Annotated in this window: 18 protein-coding genes; 7 read left to right on the top strand and 11 right to left on the bottom strand. The window is 57.5% G+C overall.

Going from position 1 to position 24,609, the window contains the following annotated elements:
• Window positions 1–9: 9 nt before the first annotated feature.
• A complete protein-coding gene (locus FBR45_RS18085; protein ID WP_138504858.1) occupies window positions 10–2,511 on the bottom strand; it encodes a heavy metal translocating P-type ATPase in 2,502 nt (833 codons plus the stop codon).
• 157 nt (window positions 2,512–2,668) lie between these two features.
• On the opposite strand from FBR45_RS18085, the gene FBR45_RS18080 reads away from it, so the two are divergent.
• Window positions 2,669–3,493, top strand: a complete 825-nt coding sequence (locus FBR45_RS18080; protein ID WP_138504856.1) for a universal stress protein — start codon at window positions 2,669–2,671, stop codon at window positions 3,491–3,493.
• A gap of 112 nt (window positions 3,494–3,605) precedes the next feature.
• Window positions 3,606–4,973 carry an oxygen-independent coproporphyrinogen III oxidase gene (gene hemN, locus FBR45_RS18075; protein ID WP_138505345.1) on the top strand — a complete coding sequence of 456 codons (1,368 nt, stop codon included), beginning with the start codon at window positions 3,606–3,608 and terminating at the stop codon, window positions 4,971–4,973.
• Between the two features lie 10 nt (window positions 4,974–4,983).
• Here the strand turns inward: hemN and FBR45_RS18070 are convergent, their stop codons facing one another.
• From FBR45_RS18070 to FBR45_RS18055, 4 genes are all read right to left on the bottom strand, one after another.
• Window positions 4,984–7,809, bottom strand: a complete 2,826-nt coding sequence (locus FBR45_RS18070; protein ID WP_138504854.1) for a PAS domain S-box protein — start codon at window positions 7,807–7,809, stop codon at window positions 4,984–4,986.
• A 486-nt stretch (window positions 7,810–8,295) separates the two neighbouring features.
• Window positions 8,296–8,682 (bottom strand): group III truncated hemoglobin, encoded by a 387-nt coding sequence (locus tag FBR45_RS18065; RefSeq protein WP_138504852.1) that lies wholly within the window; start codon window positions 8,680–8,682, stop codon window positions 8,296–8,298.
• Window positions 8,683–8,710: 28 nt separating this feature from the next.
• On the bottom strand, window positions 8,711–9,058 hold the full coding sequence (locus FBR45_RS18060) for an ArsC family reductase (RefSeq protein ID WP_138504850.1): 348 nt from the start codon (window positions 9,056–9,058) through the stop codon (window positions 8,711–8,713).
• Between the two features lie 57 nt (window positions 9,059–9,115).
• Complete coding sequence (locus FBR45_RS18055) at window positions 9,116–9,682, bottom strand: hypothetical protein (protein WP_077924343.1); 567 nt, start codon at window positions 9,680–9,682, stop codon at window positions 9,116–9,118.
• 334 nt (window positions 9,683–10,016) lie between these two features.
• Between FBR45_RS18055 and FBR45_RS18050 the strand changes: the two genes are divergently transcribed.
• From FBR45_RS18050 to FBR45_RS18040, 3 genes are all read left to right on the top strand, one after another.
• Window positions 10,017–10,862 (top strand): SDR family NAD(P)-dependent oxidoreductase, encoded by an 846-nt coding sequence (locus FBR45_RS18050; protein WP_138504848.1) that lies wholly within the window; start codon window positions 10,017–10,019, stop codon window positions 10,860–10,862.
• 13 nt (window positions 10,863–10,875) lie between these two features.
• On the top strand, window positions 10,876–11,730 hold the full coding sequence (locus FBR45_RS18045) for an MBL fold metallo-hydrolase (protein WP_138504846.1): 855 nt from the start codon (window positions 10,876–10,878) through the stop codon (window positions 11,728–11,730).
• Window positions 11,731–11,896: 166 nt separating this feature from the next.
• Window positions 11,897–13,105 carry an FG-GAP repeat domain-containing protein gene (locus tag FBR45_RS18040; protein ID WP_138504844.1) on the top strand — a complete coding sequence of 403 codons (1,209 nt, stop codon included), beginning with the start codon at window positions 11,897–11,899 and terminating at the stop codon, window positions 13,103–13,105.
• A gap of 6 nt (window positions 13,106–13,111) precedes the next feature.
• Here FBR45_RS18040 and FBR45_RS18035 read toward each other — a convergent pair whose 3' ends face one another.
• Window positions 13,112–14,185 (bottom strand): glycosyltransferase family 4 protein, encoded by a 1,074-nt coding sequence (locus FBR45_RS18035; protein WP_138504842.1) that lies wholly within the window; start codon window positions 14,183–14,185, stop codon window positions 13,112–13,114.
• Window positions 14,186–14,353: 168 nt separating this feature from the next.
• Here FBR45_RS18035 and hemE point away from each other — a divergent pair, with 168 nt between their 5' ends.
• The gene (gene hemE, locus FBR45_RS18030) at window positions 14,354–15,385 is read left to right on the top strand and encodes a uroporphyrinogen decarboxylase (protein ID WP_138504841.1); all 1,032 of its coding nucleotides are present in this window, start codon (window positions 14,354–14,356) and stop codon (window positions 15,383–15,385) included.
• Between the two features lie 236 nt (window positions 15,386–15,621).
• On the opposite strand, the gene FBR45_RS18025 is transcribed toward hemE, so the two are convergent.
• The 5 genes from FBR45_RS18025 to FBR45_RS18005 form a co-directional block, all read right to left on the bottom strand.
• On the bottom strand, window positions 15,622–17,985 hold the full coding sequence (locus FBR45_RS18025) for a M43 family zinc metalloprotease (protein ID WP_138504838.1): 2,364 nt from the start codon (window positions 17,983–17,985) through the stop codon (window positions 15,622–15,624).
• A 20-nt stretch (window positions 17,986–18,005) separates the two neighbouring features.
• The gene (locus tag FBR45_RS18020) at window positions 18,006–18,509 is read right to left on the bottom strand and encodes a hypothetical protein (protein ID WP_138504836.1); all 504 of its coding nucleotides are present in this window, start codon (window positions 18,507–18,509) and stop codon (window positions 18,006–18,008) included.
• Complete coding sequence (locus FBR45_RS18015) at window positions 18,509–19,360, bottom strand: hypothetical protein (RefSeq protein WP_138504834.1); 852 nt, start codon at window positions 19,358–19,360, stop codon at window positions 18,509–18,511. Before FBR45_RS18015 ends, FBR45_RS18020 begins: the two co-directional genes overlap by 1 nt.
• Window positions 19,361–19,438: 78 nt before the next feature.
• Window positions 19,439–20,836 carry a RagB/SusD family nutrient uptake outer membrane protein gene (locus FBR45_RS18010; RefSeq protein ID WP_246082296.1) on the bottom strand — a complete coding sequence of 466 codons (1,398 nt, stop codon included), beginning with the start codon at window positions 20,834–20,836 and terminating at the stop codon, window positions 19,439–19,441.
• Window positions 20,837–20,854: 18 nt separating this feature from the next.
• Entirely contained in the window at window positions 20,855–23,890 is a 3,036-nt protein-coding gene (locus FBR45_RS18005; protein ID WP_138504832.1) for a SusC/RagA family TonB-linked outer membrane protein, read from the bottom strand.
• 193 nt (window positions 23,891–24,083) lie between these two features.
• Between FBR45_RS18005 and FBR45_RS18000 the strand changes: the two genes are divergently transcribed.
• Entirely contained in the window at window positions 24,084–24,605 is a 522-nt protein-coding gene (locus tag FBR45_RS18000) for a thioredoxin-like domain-containing protein (protein ID WP_138504830.1), read from the top strand.
• Window positions 24,606–24,609: the final 4 nt, after the last annotated feature.

Below are 24,609 nucleotides of genomic sequence, written 5' to 3'. Positions count from 1 at the left end.
TCCCACTCGTTATCGGGCAGTTGGCAGGAGCCGACGAAACCGCATACCTACTGTGGCAATCAGCACCATCGTGGCCGAACTGAGCGGCATCAGCACCGCAGCCACCACCGGCGACAAATGGCCCGTAGCCGCAAACGACAGCCCGATCAGGTTGTAGAGCAACGACACGGCGAAGCTGAACCGGATCAGCCGCATGGCAAACCGGCTGTAGCGCAGAAACTGGGGCAGCCCCCGCAGCGAGCGCGCTTCCAGAATAGCGTCGCTGGCCGGGGTGAACCGGAGGGTATCGTCGGTAACGGCAATACCAATATCGGCCTGTTTCAGCGCCCCGGCGTCGTTGAGCCCATCCCCAATCATCAATACGCGGTGGCCGCTGGCCTGTAGGTCTTCAATGAACCGCAGTTTGTCTTCGGGGCTGCACCCAAACCGCATGGCATCATCGGTAAACCAGGTGCGCAGGCTGGACCGGTCGGCGTCGGTATCGCCCGAGAGCAGGTACATTGGCTGATTCCGGCCCACAAACGCCGTCAGCATGTCGACCAGCCCATCGCGCAGCTGGGCGGCAAAGCGGAACCACCCCCGGTATACCCCATCGATGCTGACATGCACCGAAGAACCGTCTGGCTTTTCGTTTACGACACGGTCAGCCGCTACAAAGTCGGCTCGGCCTATCTTGATCAGCTCATCGTCGACCAGCGCTACGATACCCTGCCCGGTTAGTTCGGTGAAGTTATTGACCGGCATGGGCAGGGTATCGGCCAGGTACTGGCTCAGCCGACGGCTCAGGGGGTGGGCCGACTGGCTCACTACCGACCGGATCATAGCGCGCTCGATACCGGTCAGGGGTGGCTCGAACACCTCCGTTACCGCTCCGCTCCGGCTTACCCCCACGGGCAGAACGCTGTCGATATCGGTGGCAGGAGAGCTAACCTCCGTCAGGGTTCCGGTTTTGTCGAACACGAGAGTATCGCAGCGGGTAAGCTGCTCGATTACGTCGGCATTTTTGAGGTAGAAACCCTGCCTGCCCAGCAGCCGCAGCCCATGCCCCAGCGCAACCGGATACGAAAGCGAGAGTACGCAGGGGCAGGCAACAATCAGCACCGCCGTGAAGGCATTGACGGCGGTAGTCGGCTGGCCAGCCCCCACATACCAGTAAGCCCCGATCAGGGTAGCCAGCGTCAGCACGGTCAGGGTGAAGTATTTCCCGACCGCATCGGCAAAGGTCTTCGCCTGGCTGGGCTGATCTTTCCGAAAAGCGTCGTTGTTCCAGAGCTGGGTCAGGTAACTCTGCGACACCTCCCGCACAATTTCGAGATCGATACTGCCCCCCGCCTGCCGGCCACCGGCGTAAAGCAGAGCACCGGGCTCTTTTCGCTCCGGTACCGACTCGCCCGTCACGAACGAATAATCGATTAGCCCGTCGCCCCGGTACAAAAGTCCATCGGCCGGAATCAGATCGCCATGCCGCACCCGAATCCGGTCACCCTTGCGCAGATCAGCCACCGGCACCGACAATTCAGCTTCCGTAGCCGGCAGCGACGTGGCGGGCTCCAGGCGCGTAACGGCCAGGGGGAAATAGGATTTATAATCGCGCTCGAACGACAGAAAATCATAGGTACGCTGCTGGAACCACTGACCACAGAGCAGGAAGAAAATCAGCCCGCTCACGGAGTCGTAATAACCCGCCCCGCCCAGCGCCAGCACCTCGTAGGTGCCGCGGCCATAGGCCACCAGAATGCCGAGCAGGATAGGAAAGTCGATGTTGATGATTCCCCGGCGGAGGCTCTTCCAGACCGAGACAAAGTAACCCGAACCCGAATAAAAGACGACGGGCGTTGCCAGCAGCAGGTTCAGCACACCGAACAGATGCCTGAACGACGGATCATCCAGTCCGAAATAATCGGGGAAACTGAACAGCATGATATTACCCGCGCAGAAGCCCGCCACCGCCAGCTTATACAGCAGCGACCGGTACAACGGCTTCTGCTGCTCCTTAACCACATCGTTCAGGCTGATGAGCGGCTCGTAGCCCAGCGACGTGAGCAGCTCGACCACCTGCCGCAGCGACAGCCGTGCCGGATCGAAAACCAGATGCACCTGTTTTTTGAGGAAGTCGACGCGGGTTTGCTGCACCCCGGGTTCAAGGCGGTACAGGTGTTCCAGCAGCCACAGGCACGACGAGCAGTGAATCGCTGGCACGAAGAACGTGACATGGGCGACCTGATCGTTGCGGAAGTCGATCAGCTGATCGGCAATAGACGGGTTGTCCAGAAAAGCCAGCCGGTCGAGGGTAGCTGTCTGGCTGGATAGCCCGGGGCCTGGTATGGTAACGCCCGGACTGGTGTTGAGGTCGTAGTACTGGCAGAGCTGGTGCTCGCTCAGCACCCGATAAACGGTCTGGCAGCCCGTACAGCAAAACGGTTTAGTATCAAAAACCAGGGGTCCTGCCTCCGCAGGGCAGTCGTTGCCGCAGTGGTAGCAAACCGTTCGGGAGGGAGCAGCTGTCATCATGATGGCCAAATATTTTCCCAAAATTGCCCGGGCGGGCCGGGCCGTCTGCTGACATAAATCAGCCCGCTGCCTGATTCTGATAGGGTATAGCGACCGAACCGATCGGCGACTTTTGTGGCACCGCCCTCCTGTTCTGACACACTAACTGAACCGACTCATGAAAACGATTCTGGTCCCTACCGATCTGAGCCCGCTCTCTGCCCTGGCACTGCCCATTGCCATTAGTCTGGCCAACCAATACGGCGCCGAGGTGCGGGTACTGCACTACCTCGCGACCGGCCTTATTGCCCCCGAACTCAGCGGAGCCCCTATTGCCATTGGCCGCTACCTCGACGAACAGGCCGCCGAAGCCCGGCAGGCACTCGACCAGCTCTGTAGCCACTACCAGACCGCAGAGGTGCCGGTAACCCCCGTTCTTAGTCGGCACGAAGCCGGACTGTACGGCGCCATGGCCAGCGAGAACGCCGATCTGATCGTTGTGGCTTCGCACGGGTCCGAGGGCTGGGCCGAGTGGCTCGTGGGGTCCAATGCCGAGCATATCGTACAGGCCGTTCATAGTCCGGTGCTGGTCGTGAAGCAGGCGCATCCGGAGCTGAGTCTAAAGAAAATCCTGTTTGCCATCGATGCCGACGACCGGCTAAAAACGCAGTTCACCAACCCGTTGCCGGTGGGTAATTCGCACCTGGAATTTTTGTTCGTTACTACCCCCAACGACCCGCGCGCCCCAGAAGGTATCCGCGACTGGATGAGCGAACTGGCCGAAGCCCGGCAGCTGACCGACTATCATCTGTCGATCATACCGCACCACACCGCCCACGAAGGCATTATCCAGTTTGCCGAGCAGCACCAGTTCGATCTTATCGTGCTGTTTACCAACCAGCGGACGGGTTTCTGGCACTTCTTCAACGGCAGCGTGGCCGAGGATGTCGTTAACCACGCGCAGCTGCCGGTACTGGTCGTTCCGCTTCGCGAAGACGAGTAGGCTGAGCTGATTTTTATCAGCTGGCTGGCTGAGGCTGATTAGTCCGATGCCGATGGGTACCACCGAGTTTTGCGTAGCCGTGCCCGTTGTCAACACCGGCGCGGCTCCCTCAATGACCCATTCGCTGATTGCCAGGTATAACGTAGCCGGACCACGCTACACCAGCTACCCAACGGTTCCGTTCTGGAACACGGCCGCCTTCACTACCCACGACTGGCAGCAACGGCTGACTACGGCTTTTGCCACCAGCAACTATACCGACGGCATCAGCCTGTATATCCACCTCCCCTACTGCGAAAGCCTGTGTACGTTCTGCGGCTGTAACAAACGGATTACGCGCAACCATGGCGTAGAAGAACCGTATATCGATGCGCTGCTGGCCGAGTGGGAACTGTACTGCGACTGGTTACCCGAGCGGCCGCGTATTGCCGAGCTGCATCTCGGCGGAGGCACACCCAGCTTCTTTTCGCCCCATCAGCTTCGGCGGTTGCTGACGGGTATTTTCCGCTGGGCCGACCCCGTCAGCGATCCGGATTACGGCTGGGAGGGCCACCCCAACAACACCCGCTTCGAGCACCTGCAAACCCTGTATTCGTTTGGCTTCCGGCGGGTTAGTTTCGGCGTGCAGGACTACGATCCGGCGGTGCAGCGGGCCATTCATCGTCACCAGCCTTTTGCCAACGTAGAGCGGGTAACCGACCAGGCGCGCGCTATCGGGTACACCTCCATCAGTCATGATCTGGTGTTTGGCCTGCCGTTTCAGCAGCGGTCGTCTATCCAGAATACCGTGGCGCAGACCCTCCGGCTCCGGCCCGACCGCATCGCGTTTTATTCCTATGCCCACGTTCCCTGGATCAGGGGAACCGGCCAGCGCGGTTTTCAGGACGCCGACCTACCCGATGCCGATCAGAAACGGGCGCTCTACGAAACCGGCCGCGCCCTACTCGAAGCAGGCGGCTACAGCGAAATAGGTATGGATCATTTTGCCCTACCCCACGACGCGCTCTACCAGGCCATGCAGACCGGCGCCCTCCATCGTAACTTCATGGGGTATACCACCGCCCGCACCAACGTACTGATTGGTCTGGGTGCGTCGGCCATCAGCGATGTGGGTACGGCCTTTATGCAGAATGAAAAAGAGATTGGTGCCTATCAGAAGCGCATCCAGACGAATGAACTGCCCGTGCTGCGGGGCCACCTGCTGACCCCACGGGATCAGTTTATCCGGGAACAGATCCTGAATATCATGTGCCGATTCGAGACAAGCTGGTCGGCCGACGACTGGACCGAAACGGAATGGGACGCCATTGACAGGCAGCTGGATGCCATGATGGCCGACGGTCTGCTGGATTATAACCATACCCACCTGCGGGTCAGGCCCGCCGGTCACCCTTTTCTGCGGAACATCTGCATGGTGTTTGACCAGTACCTGGCCGCCAGTTCCGTTTCGCAGCAGCCGCTATTTTCCCAGACGGTGTAAACCCACCTGGTCAGCCCGGCTCCTGGTCGGTCAGGTACGTCTTCCGCATGTGCGTGGTTACGTCGATGATGGCGCGCTCAAAATTGTCGATGAGGGTTTTCAGCTCCGGCGAGGCCGGGTCTGTTACGGCCAGCTGCTCAATCTGCCGGATGGGCGCCCGCTGCGATTCGATGCCCAGACTATCGATAGAGGGTTTGGTGCGGTGAGCCAGGTATTTGATCGTCTCAAAATCGCCCGATTCGTAGGCGGCTTTGATCTGAGACGCAGCGGCCGGGGTTTCCGTACAAAAGAGGCTGATCATCTTCTTAACAAACTCGTCATTTCCCCGGCTGATTGCCTGTAGGTTCGATAAGTCATACTTATCTTCGTTCATAGTTTCCTGTTGGTTCTGAGGGAGGGTACTATCGGCTTTGAGCCAATTTGCCAATTTACCAATCAGATTTTTCTCGTCAAACGGTTTTGCCAGAAAGTCGTTCATGCCGGCCTGATAGCAGGCTTCTTTCTCTTTGCGGATCGCACTGGCTGTCAGCGCTATGATAGGCAGCGACGGGCTGATGTCGCGCCGAATGATCCGGGTAGCTTCGAGGCCATCCAGCACAGGCATCTGTACATCCATCAAAATGAGGTCGACCGATTCGGTGCGTAATAGCTCAATGGCTTCCAGGCCGTTGGTAGCTTCGATAATGACCATGTTGTAGGGGTCGAGAATGGTAGTCACCACCAGCCGGTTCATTTCATTGTCTTCTACCAGCAGAATGCGCCGGGAACTTAGCGCGCTGGTCTGGCCGATCTCCTGGCTCTGGGCCGGTTTATCGGTCTCGGTACCGATCGGCAGGGTTAGCTGCACGGTTACGGTAGTGCCTTCGTTCTTGACGCTTCGGACGTTGATCGTACCACCCATCAGATCGACGAGCTGCTTGGTTATACTCATCCCCAACCCCGTTCCACCATACCGCCGACCAATGCTACCGTCTTCCTGGGTAAACTTGGTAAACAGGTTTCGCTGAAACTGGGGGTCCATACCAATGCCCGTATCGGCCACGGTGATCGAGATAGTCTGCGTCTGGTGCTGCTGCTGGTACGTACAGTGCACGTCGATCCGCCCCTGGTCGGTGAACTTAATCGCGTTGCCGATCAGGTTCAGCAGAATCTGGTTCAGCCGGTACGGGTCGCCCAGCAGCACGGGCGCAATACCGGCGTCGAGCTGTAGACTCAGCCCCAGGCCTTTTTTATCGGCATTGTGCGTCATCACGTGCACCGCGCTCCGCAGCAACTCTGCCATGTCGAACCCAATTTTTTCCAGCGACAGCTGCCCGGCCTCGATTTTCGAGAAGTCGAGTATGTCGTTGATGATCACCAGCAGATTACTGCCTGCCGTATTGATCATGCGGAGAAAAAACTGTTGCTGTTCGTTGAGGGGCGTTTTAGTCAACTGTTGTCCCAGGCTCAGGATAGCGTTCATGGGTGTCCGAATCTCGTGGCTCATGTTGGCCAGGAAGAGTTCTTTGGCCCGCGCTGAATTTTCGGCCTCCTGTTTGGCGATGCGCAGTTCCGATTCGAGCTGTTTCTGTTTAGTGATGTCGAGATGAATACCGGTTGAGCCAATTACCTGCCCGGTTTCTGAATACAGCGGAGCGCCACTGATCAGCCACCACATGGCTTCCCCACTTTTGCTGGTAACGGCTACCTCATAGGCATCCATCTTCCCGCTCAGGCGGCTTTCGCTCTTCTTCCTCATAAACGACACATCCTGCCCCTGTAGCAGCACGTCCGTCGCAATTTCGCCAATGAGTTCGTCGGCGCGGTAGCCGCTCATGGCGCAGAAACTCTGGTTGGTATAGACGATCCGGTCGTCGAGGTCGACTTCGATAAGTCCCAGGTTTATGTTTTCGATAATGCGCTGGTATTTCTCTTTCTGCCGAAGGGCCGCATCGTCGGCACGTTTGCGTTTAGTAATGTCGGAGTATTTCCAGAGGTGGCCGGTATAGACATTGTCCAGAAAAACCGGAACGTAGTCACGCTCCAGCACGCGACCGTCGGCCAGAAGCAATTCCTCGCCAATAACCAGCTTCTGATCCCTGAGCAGCTGATTAACCCGCTCAACAAACGGCTCGGGTTCTGCGAAATAATGCTTGCTCTGCTCGGCCATTCCTGAACAATCCAGCCCGATCAACTGATCCGGGGCAAGCGGCACGGAGAACATGTCGCAAAAGTGCTGATTGACGAGGACAATCGATCGGTTTTCATCTTCCAGCAAGATGCCATCCTGAAAGTTGGCGATCAGATTAGCCAGGCGGTTTAGGTTCCTGCGTAGATCTTCTTCAAGCTTTTTCTGCTCGGTAACGTCGGTGCTGACCCCCACCATCATCAACGGTTTACCATCGGCCGAATAGCTGACAACCTGCCCCCGATCTACAATATGCCGGTACGACCCATCTTTGGCCAGCAGCCGGTAGGTCGTCTCGTGGCTTTGCCGAAGCCCCTCCTCATAGGGCCTGATACCGGGGTCAGTCATAGCGGCCCGATCCTGCGGATGAAGCAAATCCATCCAGATCTGTACATTATCCGGAAACTCGTCGAGGGTATAGCCCAGCATTTGCCGGTAGCGGGCCGAACGGGTTATCGCCAGGGTCTGCAGGTTGAGCTCCCAAACGCCATCGGCCATACCATCCAGCATAAATGTCCAGCGTTGTTCGTTCTGGACGATTGTATCGTGCTGCTGCTGAACAAGCGTTTCCAGCCGCTGTAGTTCGCGCCGAAGCCGCTCGTTTTCCAGCATCAGCTGAGCATCGGAAGACGACGCTACAGGCTGGTCAGAAATCCGTTCACTCTCCATGTCAGGTTCATTTTTACCAGTCACGGTGCTGGTTGGCCCAATCAATTAGGTATCATTATGAGATTAGAAAAGAATACTTGAATTAGGCCACAAATTTTATTCACTTTTTAATGAAAGCGCCCGTTACTCGCGACTAAAAGTAAACTAACTATCTATTTTTCTAAATCTATAATTAACGTTTTCTACTAATTTTATACAAAAATAAACCCTAACCTTCAACTAGCTACTACCACACAGTAAATACAACAACGGGCCGGAACCAGCCAACTTCTTTTGCCTGGCGGATTCTGTACACCAGCCTATGCTGATGCCTGGATCTGGTACGAATTACTGCCGCGGATGAGACGCAAGGGCCGGGCCGCCGTTGCGGTTGCGTCTCCTGTCCGGATGGTTTGTTGCTGTCGCCTGTATGGTCCGACTACGCGTCCCGGACTGCGCGTCTCGGTGCGGACACGGACCACGGTGGGGCTGCCGGGCGGTTGCGATTTACGGGGTGTTGAGGTAGGTCAGCTTCTGATTCCAGACCAGGGCGATCTGGGTGGCCCGCTGACGGACCAGCTCGGCAGTTTCGCCGGTAAATTGCTCGGTCAGGGTTGCCGAAAATAAGGTCAGCCACCGCTCGAAATGCTCGATACGCAGGGGGTGTTTCTGGTTCACAATCAGGTGCGGCCGAAACGGGTGCCCGTCATAGGCGCCGTTACCCAGAATGATCGACTCCCAGAACGCATACATTTTAGGCAGGTGGCTGGCCCAGTCGACCTGGGCCACGTCGGTAAAAACGGGACCGATCAACGGATCGGCCTGTACTTTTTCATAGAACGAATCGACCAGCAGGCGCACCGCTTCGGGCGAGTCGAGAGTTTGTTGAGTCATGACGGATGGTGTATAAAGCGCGTTCGACCTAACCGGCAAATACGCTATCGTAGTCGTCGGCCTTAAAGCCCAGAGCCACAATCTGACCGTCTGACTCGATGAGTGGCCGACGGATTACAGACGGCTTTTCGAGCATGAGCCGGATAGCGCCTTCGGCATCGGCTGGTTTCTCACCGTCAGGCAGTTTTTTCCAGGTCGTACCGGCCCGGTTGACCAGCTCGTCCCAGTTTTTCTGCGTGAGCCAGCGCTCAATAGTGGCGCGATCGATGCCTTGTTTTTTATAATCGTGAAACTGATACGAGACTGCGTGTTCGGCCAGCCAGGTGCGGGCTTTCTTCACGGTATCGCAATTCGGAATAGCAAATAAGGTGTACATACGAATGACTTACAACCTGCAAACATATTGATTTCCCGCTATTGCCGCCTTACCAATCTAGCCCAGTCGCCGAACAATCAGACCGTTTACCAGCTCAAACAGGGCGGCTGGCTTCAGCGTGCGCCAGTTGGCCAGGTCGAGGGTGCCACCGAAATTGATGTAGTAGTCGAGGTGGTATTTTTTCCATTCGCGTTCGATGAACTCGGGCGAGTGAATGGCTGCAATCCAGCCGTCTTCCACATCTTCAAACCACTCTTCGTAATAGCTATCGTCGGACCCGTGGAAGTTGAGGATATTCTCGGCTACCAGCACGAAGTATTTGATACCCTCCTGGACGAGCGGGTCCACCACCTGTCGCTTGAGGTACATGATGTCGTTATGAAGCGTATCGTTCCACTCGCCGAAGAGTTCGATAACGGCGAACTGCCGGTCGTAGTTGGCAAACAGTATTTTGCAATAGAGCGTTTCGGAGCCGATCTCGTCCCAGAGCGGATGGATGTAGTAGCCGTAGATGTCATTCTCGTACTGCTGCATGTTGTACTCCCGCTCGTGAAACGGCGATCGTTCATCCTCCGACGCTACATAATATTTCTCCCAGCCGTAAAAGGGTTCAATGTCCTGCATAACCAGAAAGCAAAAGCGTTAAAGGGCAAACGAGCGCAGAAACGACGGGTAATTTGTCGATGATCTGATGCCGTCGGCACTCCCCTGCCCATCAAATTCCTAACCCCTTTTTAGCCGAATAAGTTAGCGGAAGTACACTTTTTACGGCTTATAAACTCGCCATCGGAACCTCTCAACGCCGGTACGCCAGCCGGTTCCTGGGCGGATAGAACAGACCGGACGGCCATATGGCATGGCTTATTTAGATTCGTGGCACCGGGTCGACCGGTTTCCGAAAACGGGTAGATTTCCGACGTCTTTACCCTATTCAGTGGATATGCCTACCTTGGCCCCTATGAAACCCGTCAGTACTACCATCCTCATCACGGGCGCATCGACCGGAATCGGTTACGGAGCCGCCCGGCAGTTTCTCCAGCGTGGTTATACGGTCTTTGGCAGCGTTCGGAGCGATGCCGACGCCCATCGGCTGCAGACCGAGCTGGGCAACCAGTTCGTGCCGCTGGTTTTCGATGTGACCGATGCAGCGGCCGTTGCGCAGGCCGCCCGGCAACTCACCGACCGGCTCCGCGGCAGCGGCCTGGGTGGGCTGATCAACAACGCCGGCATTGCCATTGGCGGCCCCCTCCAACATCAGCCCATCGATGTAATCCGGCACCATTTCGAGGTCAACGTGCTGGGTCTGATGCAGGTCACCCAGGCGTTTCTACCCCTCCTCGGTGCCCGCGCCGACCACCCCGTCCGGCCCGGCCGAATCCAGAACATCAGCTCGGTAAACGGACAGGTGGCCATTCCATTCATGGGTGCTTATGTTGGCTCAAAACATGCCGTTGAGGGTATGTCGCACAGTCTCCGGCGCGAAGTAGCGCGGTTTGGTATTGAGGTGGTCATCGTTGGTCCCGGAGCCGTGAAGACACCAATCTGGGGAAAAGGAACCGATATCAGTCCGTATCAGCAAACGGCGTATTACGATTCCATGCAGCGTTTTCTGAAGCAGGTCCGGGCGGCCGAAGCGCGCGGCTTTCCGGCCGATTACCTCGGCGAACGTATTGTCCAGATTCACGAAACCGCCCGGCCGCGAGTCCGGTACGCGCTTGTTCCCGGCAAACTAACCGGCTGGGTTTTGCCCCGGCTCCTGCCCACCCGGACCCTGGACTGGGTGCTGAACCGACTGATGAATTAATAACAAGCTTAGTATGCTCAAACCTGCTTTTCAAACGAACGAATCGCTGCTGGCTCATATTGACCGGGCTACCCAAACCCCGCACAAGCTTCATATCTGGTGGCTTGGCCAAAGTGGTTTTCTGCTGCAGCACCAGGGTCGGCATCTGCTCTTCGACCCGTACCTGTCTGATTCGCTCACGACCAAATACGCCAATACGGACAAACCACACACGCGTATTTCGGAACGGGTAATCGACCCGGCTCGGCTAAACATGATCGACGTTGTTACCTCGAGCCACAACCATACCGATCATCTCGACGCCGATACGCTGCTGCCCTTGCTGGCGGCTAATCCCGGCCTGCAGCTGGTCATCCCCGAAGCCAATCGCTCGTTTGTGACCAGTCGGCTGCAAGGGGCTTCGGTGCCCGGCCAGGTCGCGTGGCCAATTGGTATGAACGACGGCCAAACCCGGCCCGTGGGGCCTTTTATCGTTCACGGCGTACCAGCCGCCCATAATGACCTGGAGCGCGACGAACAGGGCCAGTGCCGGTTCATGGGGTTCGTTGTCGAACTGGGCCCGTATACCGTTTATCACTCCGGCGATACGCTCTGGTACGACGGACTGGTCGATACGCTGAAGCCCTTCGGTGTAGATGTCGCGTTTCTGCCCATCAACGGCAACAAACCCGAACGGCGCGTGGCCGGCAACCTCAACCCCGACGAAGCCGCCCGACTGGGCAAAGCCATAGGTGCCCGACTGGTTATCCCGCATCATTACGACCTGTTCGCCTTCAACACCGCCGACCCGAACGACTTTGTTCAGGCCTGTCATCAGCACGACACTCCCCACCGCGTCATGCAACTGGGCGAAGGGATCACCGTCTGATGGTCCGTGGTCCGTGCGGACCATGATGTAGAGACGCAACCGCCCAGCGGCCCGGCCTTTGCGTCTCATACGCGACAGCAAACCACGCAGACAAATGACCTGTCCGGGCGGTGGTTTTCGTACATTTGATAACAATCGCGACCAACCCTAACTCAGCACTCTCGTTATGCGCCTTTTGCTCCTGCTTCTCTGCCCGGCCCTGGCACTGGCTCAGACTCCCAAACCGTCGTTTTCTATTCAGGTCGTCGATAACCAGATCAATATCGGCTATGGCCTGGCCATCGGCGACGTCGATGGCGACCGGCAGGCCGATATTCTGCTGGCCGACCAGAAGCAGTTTGTCTGGTATAAAAACCCCGGCCAGAAAACCGGCACCTGGACGCGGCATGTGATGGCCGACAATCTCACTCCTCAGGATAATGTGTGCATTGCCGCCCGTGACCTCGACGGCGACGGCCGTGTCGAAGTAGCCGTCGGGGCAGGCTGGAACCCCGCCGAAACCAGCGACAGCACCAAATCCGGTGCCGTATTCTACCTCATACGCCCGCAGGACCCGACCCAGCGCTGGGAAGCGATCCGGCTGCCCCACGAAGTGACGACCCACCGGATGCGCTGGGCCAAAACCGGCAGCACGTACCAGCTCATCGTTGTGCCACTCCACGGGCTGGGCAACCAGCAGGGTGAAGGTCGGGGCGTTCGGGTGTGGGGGTATGAATTTCCGAAAAATCCGCGCGGTCCCTGGAAGCAGCACCTCGTCGACTCGACCCTACACATGACCCACAACTTCGAAATCTGGGAAGACGGCCCCATTACCGGGCTTATTCTGGCGGGGAAGGAAGGGGGCAAAATCATGGAGTGGCAGAAGGGACAGTGGCGGTATCAGCCCGAAGAAGCCGCCCGCAACGCCCTGCCGCTCGTCACCAACAATACCGACGGTATTGGCGAAATCCGGCGGTTCGACAAAGGAGCCGGTATCGCTACCATCCAGCCCATGCACGGTAACCTTATCCAGGTCGAAACGGGGTATTACTCAACCAAACGCCCCCGCGCCGACCTGTCTGACAAAGAGATCAACATCCTTACCGATGACCTCAGCCAGGGCCATGCGCTGGTGTGTGGCGATTTCTTAGGAACGGGTCGCGACCAGATCGTAGCGGGCTGGCGCAACCCCAACCCGGAAGGCAAAGTAGGACTACGACTGTTTATCCCGCAGGAAACCGACAATTTTGCAGGCTACGTGCTCGACGACAGCGTTCGGATGGCCTGCGAAGACGTGCAGGCCGCCGACCTCGACAACGACGGCGACCTCGACCTGATTGCATCGGGCCGCGCCACCCTGAACGTACTCATCTACTGGAACCAGCAGAAAAAATAAGCCCGTTTACCCGATCAGACTTTTATACAGTTTCCAGTACTCACCCGCCACACTCGGCCAGGTGAACTGAGCCGCCCGTTTCCGCAACCGCTCCTGCCGCAGAGTGTTCTGCCCGAAATCGTGGAGCCCGTCATGCAGGGTACGCGCCATAGTCTCCGGCTCGAAATCTTCGAAGTAGTAGGCCTCCTTACCGCCCACATCGGGCAGGCTGGTCAGGCTGGAGATAAAAACTGGTTTACCGAACGTCATGGCTTCGGCCACCGGCAGACCAAACCCCTCCGACAGCGACGGGAACAGAAAGGCCTCGCAATGGTCGTAGAGCCAGAGCTTGGTTCCTTCATCAATAGCGCCGGGCATCAGCAACCGGTCGGCTACGCCCAGCTTCTGCGCCTGCTCGCGGATATGCTGAGCGTACGGATGCCCGTCGGGCCCGGCCAGCACCAGCCGGTAATCCGGAAACGCTTCGAGCAAGGGCAAAAGGGTATGTACATTTTTCTTGGGATGTACGACACCCACAAAAAAGAAGAATGGCGAGTCGGTAAACGCTCGAATCGGCGAGTCGGCGGGCAGGTCGGACGGAGTTCTGGATGGGTCAACGGCCACCCCTGTATGCACCACCGGAAACGGCAGCGCGTCGGGTACGCGGAGGTGCTCACGAACCACCTGCCCGGTGTACTTCGACCCGGCCGTTAACAGCGAAGCCCGGTCGATCTTGCGCTGGAGAGTAGCCAGCCGACGGGCTTTTCTGGCGGCCGAGTAGTCGCTGCGCTCCAGAAAATTCAGGTCGTAGATGGTCAGCATCAGCTTACCCTGGCCCGCGTGGGGCAGGTACGCAGAATCCTGATGCAGGCAATGCCATACATCGAACTGCCCCGCAATCCAGACTTTCCGCAGCCACCAGGCCTCTACGTACGACACCGTATCGCCGAATATACCTGATTGTCCTTTGGGCACTAAAAACGTTAGCTGCCAGTCGGCCGGGCGTTGGCGAACCAGCTCGTGACCCAGGTGCAGACAGACCTGGCCTAACCCGCTGTTCAGGTCGCGCAGGCGTTCAGCATCAATAAACAATGAAGGCATAGCGATTAGTCTATTTTCAGCAAAATTGGCAAATCTTGAACGATCTACACGGTCTGCCGCCGAATCTGCCCTATGTCGGTCTGTCGAACAAGGTACGATCTGCCAGCTCTGTAAAATCATGTTCAGCATTCAGGCCTACAAATACCGGTTCAGCCGTACTTTTGCAGCATGATTTTACAGAATGATTTGCTACTCCGCACCGCGCGGGGCGAGCTGACCGAGCGAGTACCGGTCTGGATGATGCGGCAGGCAGGACGCGTGCTGGCCCAGTACCGGGCCGTTCGGGAGCGGGCGGGCAGTTTTATCACCCTGGCCAAAACGCCCGAGCTAGCCGCCGAGGTGACCATCCAGCCCGTCGATGCGTTCGAGGTCGACGCGGCCATCATCTTCTCCGATATTCTGGTCGTTCCCGAAGCGATGGGATTGCCGTACGAAATGATCGAAGCGCGCGGGCCCGTATTTCCGCAAACAGTCCGGTCATCGGCCGACCTCAGCCGCCTGCACGTGGCCGATGCCGAGACCGACCTGGGGTACGTGCTGGATGCTATCCGGCTCACCAAACGCGAGCTGAACGGCCGCGTACCGCTCATTGGGTTTGCGGGCGCGCCCTTCACGATCTTCTGCTACATGACCGAAGGGAAAGGCTCCAAAACCTTTTCTGTCGCCAAAAAGCTGTTGTACACCGACCCGCATTTTGCGCATACGCTGCTGCGGCAAATTACCGACAGTACCATTGCCTACCTGAAAGCCCAGATCCGGGCGGGTGCTGACCTGATCCAGCTGTTCGATTCGTGGGCCGGGATTCTGTCGCCGGAACAGTACCGCACTTTCTCGCTACCGTATATCAAACAGATCTGCGACGCCATCACGGAGGTGCCGGTTACGGTTTTTGCCAAAGGCGCTTTCTTTGCCCGACACGAAATTGGCCAGCTCGACTGTCAGGTCGTTGGTCTCGACTGGAATATGGACCCCGCCGAATCACGGACGCTGGTACCCAACAAAGTATTACAGGGCAACCTCGACCCCTGCGTCCTCTACGCCGATTTTGCCCAAATCCGGACGGAGGTAAAACAAATGCTCGACGCATTTGGCCATCAGCATTACATAGCTAACCTGGGGCATGGTATTTATCCCGATACCGATCCCGACAAGGCCCGCTGCTTTGTCGATGCCGTCAAGGAACTGTCGGCCCAGCGCTGATACGGCCCGGCTCACAAGCCATCAATTTATCATTCCGGCTGGGCCGGAGCGGTATCTACAGAAAAAGAAAGGGGTGTCAGTACAGTCTGGCATCCCTTTCTTGTGTCCCAAATGATTGGCCACATATCCGGTCCCTTCGCAGCCATGCATCAGCCACCCCGTAAACGGTTCAGCCCCGGTCGGGGCGACATGTAGCTGGGGTGACCATGTACATATCGCCCCGACCGGGGCTGGTGTTACTGCTTTACAACTCGTCGTCGGAAGGTGACGTCGCCGACTTGTATCTCGATAAAGTAAACGCCCCCAGGCGAGCTGCGTAAGTCGAGCGACTGCTGGAAGAGATCGCCGGTTTTCTGGTGCTTCTGCCGAAGAAGCTGCCCCCCGTTAAGGCCCCGTACCGATAAGGTCAGTGCGCCCCGCTGCGGCCCGCTCAGCGACACCACCATCTGCCCATCGCTGGGATTAGGCGTCACCATCAGTGCCTGATCTACCGTCGATGGTGTGGCCGTTACGACCCCGGCCCTAACGTTTACGGTAACCACCGCCGAGGTGCTGCACAAATCCTGCCCGGTGGCCGATACCGTGTACGAGGTGGTTTGGCTGGGCGAAGCAATTACCTGCGGACCCAGCGTCGTGTTCAGGCCCGTACCTGTCCAGCTGAAAACGCTGGCCCCGCGGGCGTTGAGCGTAACGGTTTCGCCGGGGTTGATGAACAGGGCCGACGAAGCTACCTGCACCGACGATTTCATGCCGATACGAGCCGTTACGTTATGCGCTACGTTAAGCCCGAGGCTATCGGCATAGCGTAGCCAGTCGCCGTTGCGGTTCTGCCGCCAGGAAGTGGCGAAGGTCGACTGGCCGTTCTGCGTCGTTACCAGCGCTACGGTGTCGCCCGCTACGTAGGGCAGGGTAATGCCAATGTGGAAGGGCAACCCGCTGAGCGGCACATTTCGCTCGAAGGTTACGGTAGTGGGGCGGTTATTGGCAACATCGTTCAGGATATCGCGCAGCGGCACGTCTTTCTGCTCCAGGATAGCGCCAGGCCCGTTCTGGAAACCCCGGCCGTTCCAGACCGTTACCGTGACAACCGATTCGGTAGCGGCTCCACGGGCAGCTTTGGCTACACCGAACCGCAGGGCAGCCCCGGCCAGATTGCTATACCCCAGCTCGTTCTGGAAAAACTCCGACACTGCCTGCGTCCGTCGGCTGTTCTGCCCCGCTACATAGCCAGTGCCGCCGGTTTCGCGCAGCACCGTGGGCGTGCCGTTAAAATTGGTCAGCTCGGCGCACAGGCCCGAACTCAGGACTTCGATGTATTGCTCGCGGACAAGCGGTTCCGACGCTCCTACCGCATTCGTTACCCGCAGCGTAACCCGGAACCGACCGGGCTGGCTGTAGGTCACTACGGGATTCTGGTCAGTGGAGGTGGCTGGCGTACCGCCCTCGAACGTCCACTCCCAGCGCGTGGGGAACCCTCCAGACAGATCGTTGAAGCGCACCTGACCACCCAGCAGCACCCGCTGGGCTTCGGCCCGGAAGTTAGGAATAGGCCGCGAGACGACCTGCGTGCCGCAGACGTTGGCCGTAATCAGACTCACCCGACGCGGACTCACATCCATAACAGCCCGCATCCGGGCTTTCTGATCCAGGGTGAAAATGTTGAAGCAGCCATCGTCGGAGTAGTCCATGTAGTTCTGCACCATGTTGGTATTGCCGCAGCTGATTCGCCCAACCTGGCAACCCCGGCTTTCGGAAGCCTGCGGGGGCGTGTCGCCACAAAAATCGTCGCCACAGTTGGCATCGCCCCAGATGTGTCGCAGGCCCAGCCAATGGCCGGTTTCGTGGGTGAGCGTCCGGCCCAGGTTGTAGGGCGCCTGCATAATCGGGAAGTTTCCTTTCTCGGAATTGCCAAACGAACGGTAAGCAATAACGACCCCATCGGTACTGGCCGGCCCCTGCGATGGGATACCGGGCAGGCTCGACTGGCTCGGAAACTGCGCATAGCCCAGCAGCCGGTCGGCACTGTCGAAGTCGAGTACCCAGATGTTGTAATACTTGTTCGGGTCCCAGAAGGTACTGGGTTTCAGCACCCCTTCGATAGCGTCGCGGTTCCAGGTGGCTCGGTTGCCGTTATAGCGGTCGATCCCGCGCTCGGCCATGGTACGCCCCTGCGGATCGACAGCGGCCAGACAGAACTCGATCTCGATGTCGGCCCCGACGGGGTTATTGTTGAAGCCCCGCGTATTGGGTTTCCGGCGGAAGTCTTCGTTCAGGGTTTCGAGCTGAGCCTGCACCTGGGCGGCACTGATGTTGCGACCGGTACCAACGGCTTCGCCATTATGGACAATATGAACGACTACCGGAATGGTAACGACCGGCGCTGCCGCCCGCCCGGAAGCCATGTTGGCTTTCATGGTAACGATTTTCTTCTGCAACTCACGCTCAAAATCGTTCAGGCTCCCCAGCTCGGGGTATTTTCTCCGAAGCAGGCTATCCATCTGCATGGTGGCGCACTGCTCCGGGCTGGGCGGTAAGGTCTGGGCCAGAGAGGCTCCCCATACCCCGGATAAAAGCAGTATATACAGTAGTATTCGGATCATAATCGTGCGGTTGAGTAGCGTTAGCGCGTGGTAACGGCGTTGAACGTAAATCGATAGCTGGCGTTGATATCCTGGATGTTTTGCAGGTAGATCTCAATGGTCAGCACATTTCCCGTCAGGTTTTTGATGGTATACGGCAGGCGCTGGCCCGACAAAATAGGAAAGGCAAACTCCAGGGTAGCGCTGGCGTTGACGAGTGTCCACTGGTCGTCCAGAAAAATATCCGGGTCGTTGGCTCCGCATTTGCTGGCTCCTTCGCTAACCGCATATCGACGCCCTTCGTTGGCATAGAAGGTGTACAGATCATCCGTCACGCAGGGGTCGAACTGGCCCTGCACCGGAATCACCTGCGACGAGTTACCATCATCGAAAATCTGATAAGACACCAGCCGCCACGACTTCTCGGTCGTTCCGGTCAGTAGTTGCGTATACGTGAGCGGTTTAGGTTCGAGGGTTTCGGCGCAGCCTCCAAAAAGCCACATAGCCCCAACCGGTATAAGCAGAAAACGGAGTAGAGTTCGCATCACTGTGGTGTATAAGTCTGCGTGTAGGAAAGCGTTGTGTCGCGGTTGTTGGTGAGCCGCAGCTTGAACTGAAGATTCAGCGTGATCCGGCGGTCGCGCGGATTCCAAGCTCCGTTGCCGCGGAGCGTATCCGTTGAGCCCAGTTCGGCGTTTGTCTGCGCCGGTACCGTAATGGTATTGTCGCCGTTATCGACGAACCGGAGCGTTGGTTTGATGGCGTCGAAATTGAAGAACGGAATACCGATGTTCCAGTTGCTCAGGATGTACTGTTTGCAGTCGGTACTGGAAATGTCGATGTTCTGATAGGTGAAATTCTGATTGCCAATGCGACTCGTACCCGTATAGGTGCCGCCAAACAGGCAGTCGTCGTTGATGGTAAACCGCATCGACCGGCCCAGCGCCCCGCTCGGAGCCAGCCCCACTTGCAATGACGCCGGACTAACCCCCGTCAGCGTAAACGTCAGCGACTGTGACTCCAGAATATTGTTGGCGTTGTTGATCAGCCTGATGTTAATCTGCCCGAAGCTTTTGTTGGCTGGGATGACCACAACGCCTTTTTCGCCCTGGATGGCGTAGTCGCGGCCTTCGCGGGCGGTGCCGCTGATGGTATAGTTGATCCGGATGGCTTCTGTCAGTACGGGCCCTACATTATGCACCCGAATTGGCACAATCTGGTTATAGCTTTCCCGGAATGTCAGCGTTGTATCGGTAAAGCGCACAAAATACGGCCCTGCAAATGTTCGGTCGAGGTCCTGCTCCTCGCAGCCGATAGCCGCCCATCCCAGAACTACCGCCATCAGTAGCCCTCCCCAGCCGAAGCGAATGTGTTTAGTATTGGCAAAAAGCTTCATAATTCGAGTGTCTGTGTCTGCTGTTTCCTGGCCTTTGGCCTTTTTCTCTTCACTATAATCTGTGCCAGCACCAGCCGGTTAGTAGCCGGGGTTTTGTTTACCGGCCAGTGCGGGGTTTTGCTGAATCTCCGACTGCGGAATAGGCCATAGCTCAAATCGACTGGTCCAGTTGGGCGAGAATGCCGACATAACGGCCTGCGCCCGCCCGGTTCGGACCAGGTCGTACCACCGATGCCCTTCGAAAGCCAGCTCATAGACCCGTTCGCGTTCTACGGCCAGCACCACATCGGCCTGGGCGGTCAGCGCAATGGCCGGCGCGTTGGCGCGGGTTCGCAGTACGTTCAGATCAGCTACGGCACCGGCCGCCCCCGTAATCTTACCCTGCTGCGCGCGCGCTTCGGCCCGGATCAGGTACATCTCGGCCAGCCGCATCAGTACAATGTTGTTATTATCTTCCGAAGCAGTACCGTATTTCCGAACGCTCCAGCCGTTATCGCTGCCGCGCAGGTTCTGTACGTTGAAACCAATGGTTTCCCGACGGGTGCCGGCTTCGGTAGACACTAGAGTGGTAACGAGCTGGTTCGACGGAATCACCTCCCGACGACCCACCAGCAGGTTGTTCAGACTGGTAGCCGTTGTTCCCGGATCATCGGACAGCGAGTAGCCTACTTCCAGAATTGACTCACGGGTAAAATCCTTGAGCACTACATCGGAATAGTTGGTTTCGAGGGCGTAGATCCCGGAGGCAATGACCTGACCGGCCAGCGTTTCGGCCTGGGCCCAGTTACGCTGGTACAGATAAAACCGGGCCATGGCCGCCTGGCAGGTGGCTTTATTCAGGTAAGTGGCGTTGGTCGTCACATTGGTCGACCCGGCGGCAACGGCGGGCAGATCAGCCAGCGCAGCCTGATAGTCGGCCAGGACCGCGGCCAGGATCGTAGCCCGGGCGGTGCGGCCAATATTGCGGTTCGCGGCCTGGTTGGTTGTGGTTACCTGCGGAATATCCCCGTATGTATAGGTGCCGATGAAGTTAGCCCAGGCCCGCATGAAATGGGCTTCGGCCAGCACCTGTTTACGCGTTGACTCGGGTACCCCCGCTACCCCAGGCAGCGTTTCCAGGATAAAATTGGCTACATAGATGGTCCGGTAAAGCGCACCCCACAGCGTGCCAACAACGCTGTTGGCCGCCGTAATCTGCTTGTTACCAAACTCGCGGTTGTCGGAAAACGTCCCGTTAAACTGGATATAATCGGCCGTAAAGTCACCCGCTATAATGGTCGACGAAGCCGTGCCGCGCAGGGTGTTATATAAACCGATGCGAACCGGCTGTACGTCGTTAGGCTCGTTCAGGACCAGTTCATCGACCAGCAGATCGACCGGATCGGGCTCCAGCACGGTCTGGCAGGAAGCCAGGCTCACCAGCAGCAGTGCCGTTAGAGACCGAACAGAACGCATAAAAAGTGCAGAATGAATCATAGTGTCGAGTCGATGCGGTTAAAAGACGATGGATAAACCGCCCAGTATGGTTTTTACCTGTGGAAGCGTAAAGAAGTCAATACCCTGCGCAACCGTCGACCCATCGAGTGTGCTCACTTCCGGATCGGGACCGCTGTACCGCGTCAGGGTATACAGGTTGGTGGCCGACGCATAGAGTCTGACGCTGGTCATGCCGTAGCGGGTAGTCCACTGGCGGGGCAGGTTGTAGCCTACCGTCAGGTTTTTGATCCGCACAAACGAACCGTCTTCCAGGAAGCGGCTGCTGTGGTAGTTATTATAGCTGTTGCCTAACTCATAACGTGGTACACTGGTTATATCGCCTTCCTTACGCCAGCGCTGCAGGGCCTTACGCGTCTGGTTGTTCTGGATGTCGGCCCCCGCGTTCAGCAGGGTCGTATTGGAGAAGTTCAGAATGCTGTTACCGTAAGACCCCTGCAGGAGCACGCTCAGCTCGATTCCTTTCCAGCTCACCCGGTTGGTGAAGCCACCGGTCAGTTTAGGCTGGGCGTTACCGATCACCTGCCCATCTTCGGGGCTGATACGGCCATCGCCATTTTTATCGTCGTAGATCGCATTCCCCGTGGCCGGGTCAACGCCCAGGAACTTCAGCCCCCAGAAGGTACCCAGCGGCTGGCCCGGCAGAATGACGTTGGTACGGCTAACCCCGTCGGCCGTATAGCCTCTGAAGATGGGTTCGTTACTAACCAGTTCAACCACTTTATTCTGGTTGTGCGACAGGTTCAGATCGGTACTCCAGCGGATACCACCCCGGTCGATGTTGACCGTCGAGATCGTCAGCTCGACACCCCGGTTCCCTACTTTCCCAATGTTGCCCTGTACAGAACCAAAGCCGGTCGTAAGCGGAATGGGCTGTGCAAAGAGCAGGTTATCCGTCAGGTTATCATAGGCATCGACCGTTACACTGAGCCGGCCGTTCAGGAATGAGGCATCGAACCCGATATTGGCTTCGCGGGTGCGCTCCCACTGCAGGAGTGGATTAACCAACGCCGACGGGCCAACCCCGGTAGAGCCGCTGTAGGTAACCGAAGCCCAGGTACCCAGAAACTGAAAATCGCCGATGCGTTCGTTACCTGTGAAGCCGTAGCTGGCCCGCAGTTTCAGGTCGTTTAGAAAACGGAACCGCTGCATAAACGGCTCGCTGGATAAACGCCAGGCTACCGAGGCCGACGGAAACACCCCAAACTGCCGATCCTTACCGAAGCGGGACGAGCCATCGTAACGGGCCGTAATCGTGGCCAGGTACTTCTCATCGTAATCGTACCGAACCTCACCAAAGGTCGAGATCAGGCCGCTGTTGAGTAGATACGAGTCGCCCTGGTCAACAACGCCGGCCGAGCGGATATAGGTAAAATCGTCGCTCGGGAACAGCCGCCCCTGCACGTTATTGCTGCGCTGCTGCCGACTCAGCACCTCAAACCCGGCCAGCGTACTGAACCGGTGTTTTCCGGGCAGCTGGAAGTTGTAGGCCAGTGTATTGGTGCTAATCAGCGTTGCAAGGGTCGTGTTGCTGAAGTCGCCATAGCCCTGGCCGCCAACGCTTTCCAGAAATCCGCCGATAGCGGTCGACGAGGGTTCGAAGTTATCTTCGGTGATGTTGTTATAATCTACGCTGGCCTTGGTACGGAAGCGCAGGTTCGGAATAATTTCGTACTCGCCGTAAACGCCCCCCAAAAACTTGGCGGTGTAGCTGACAAAACGGGGCAAAACGGCCTGACCCACCGGATTGAAGTTGGGAAACCCGGCGTAGTTGGGATCGTTGGGCCCGTACAGGCGCCCCTGCTCGTTGTAGGGCGCATAATATGGCAGGCTCTTTATGGCTCCTGAATACACGCCATCCAGGAAGTTATCGCCTTTTACCCGTTTGTTCTTGGCATAGGAAGCAGTAATGTTCGCTCCGAACGAGAGCTTGGAGGTCGCTTTCTGGTCAAACTTGAACTGGGCCGTATAGCGGGTAAACCCGTTGTTTAGCTGAACGCCCTGCTCGTCGCGGTAGCTACCGCTGAGGTAAAACTGGGTTCTGTCGTTACCGCCCTGGGCCGATAACTGGTACTGCTGATAAACGCCCCGGCGCAATACCTCATCGACCCAGTCGGTATTGACACCGTCGGTTACTCCTTTGATGAGGCCGCTCTGATCGGGGTCCTGGCCGGCATTAGTAACTGCTTCTCGCTGGAGTTCGAGCAGTTCGGTAGCGTTCAGCATATCAGGTCGGCGGATGATCTCCGTCAGCCCCCGCTGGACATCGGCCGTAAAGGTCGTTTTCTGACCCGACCGGCCCCGTTTGGTGGTGACCAGTACTACCCCGTTAGCCGCCCGTGAGCCGTAGATGGCCTTGGCCGACGCGTCTTTCAGCACCTCGATGCTTTCAATATCGTTCGGGTTGAAGAGCGCAAAGGCGTTATCCTGCTGCCCGCCGAAGTCGCGGCCGGTGAGGTTGCCGTCTTCGACCGGTACGCCATCGACAATAAACAGCGGCCGGTTACTGGCCGAGATGGACGTATTACCCCGCACCCGCACGGTTAACCCACCTCCGGGCGTACCCGACGATTGGGTCACCTGCACACCAGCCGCCTGCCCCTGCAGGGCCTGGTCGAAGCTGGCAACCGGAATGTTTTTGAATTTGTCGGGCGAGACGGAAGTGACAGAGCCGGTAATGTCTTTTCGCTGGGTAGTGTTATAGCCCGTTACAACCACCTGAGCCAATTCGTTGACGGTCTCTTTCATGACCACGTTCACCACGGTTCGGTTGCCAACGTTGACTTCCTGCGACACCAGACCGATGGACGTGAAGAGCAGCACCGTATTGGCACCCGGTACGGTCAGGCTATAATTACCGCTGGCATCGGTACTGATTCCGGTCGTTGTTCCTTTGACCACTACGTTTACCCCCGGTACGGGCTGCCCGTCCTGATCGGAGGTAACGCGCCCCGAAATCCGTAGTCCCTGCGCCAGTAGTTGGGCTGGTGCCAGCAGTAGTAAAATCCGCCAAAATAATCGGTAATTGTTCCTCATAGAACAGGTTAGGGTTGAGTAATCCAGTACGCCGTCCGTTTCTGCCATTACAAGCGGAGGCAAGCGGGCGCGTAATATGGACAATTTAGCGTAATACCAACGAACAAAAGTATCTTTACTGTATAAAAATTTGGCCGTTAGCCCGGTAGAACCAACAAAATAATGGGCTCTTCACAAACGCCACATTATACCTATGCTACTCAGGCGATTTGTCTTCTTTCTAATTCCACTGGTGTGGGTGCTGGGGCTTGCTGGACCGGCACGATGTTTTGCGGCTGCCGGGCCCATCACGGTCTATGTTTTTTTGAATACCGAATGCCCCATTAGTCAGCAATACGCACGTCGGCTCACAACGTTGCACCGGCAGTACGACCGGGCTGCCGTCCGGTTCGTAGCCCTGTTTCCGCTACGCACCGACTCGCCCAGCCTGATCCGGCATTTCTGTGCTGCGTACCACCTTTCTCTGGAAGCCCGACCCGACCCAGGTGCCCGGCTGGCTCACCAGTTTCGTACGGCCGTAACCCCCGAAGTAGTAGTAGTTGATCCTAGCGGACGGGTGCGTTATCAGGGCGCTATCGATGACTGGTACGTAGCACTCGGGAAACACCGGCCCGATGCTACGCAGCCATACCTGCGCGATGCCCTAGACGCTATCCTGGCCGGTAAGGCGGTAGCTCTGCCCAGAACTGAAGCGGTAGGCTGCCTGATCGAGTAGTACC

It is taken from the genome of Spirosoma lacussanchae, assembly GCF_005870035.1.
GTDB classification, from domain to species: domain Bacteria; phylum Bacteroidota; class Bacteroidia; order Cytophagales; family Spirosomataceae; genus Spirosoma; species Spirosoma lacussanchae.
Note: the sequence above shows the minus strand (reverse complement) of the source record. Positions and strands in the feature narration are given on the sequence as shown.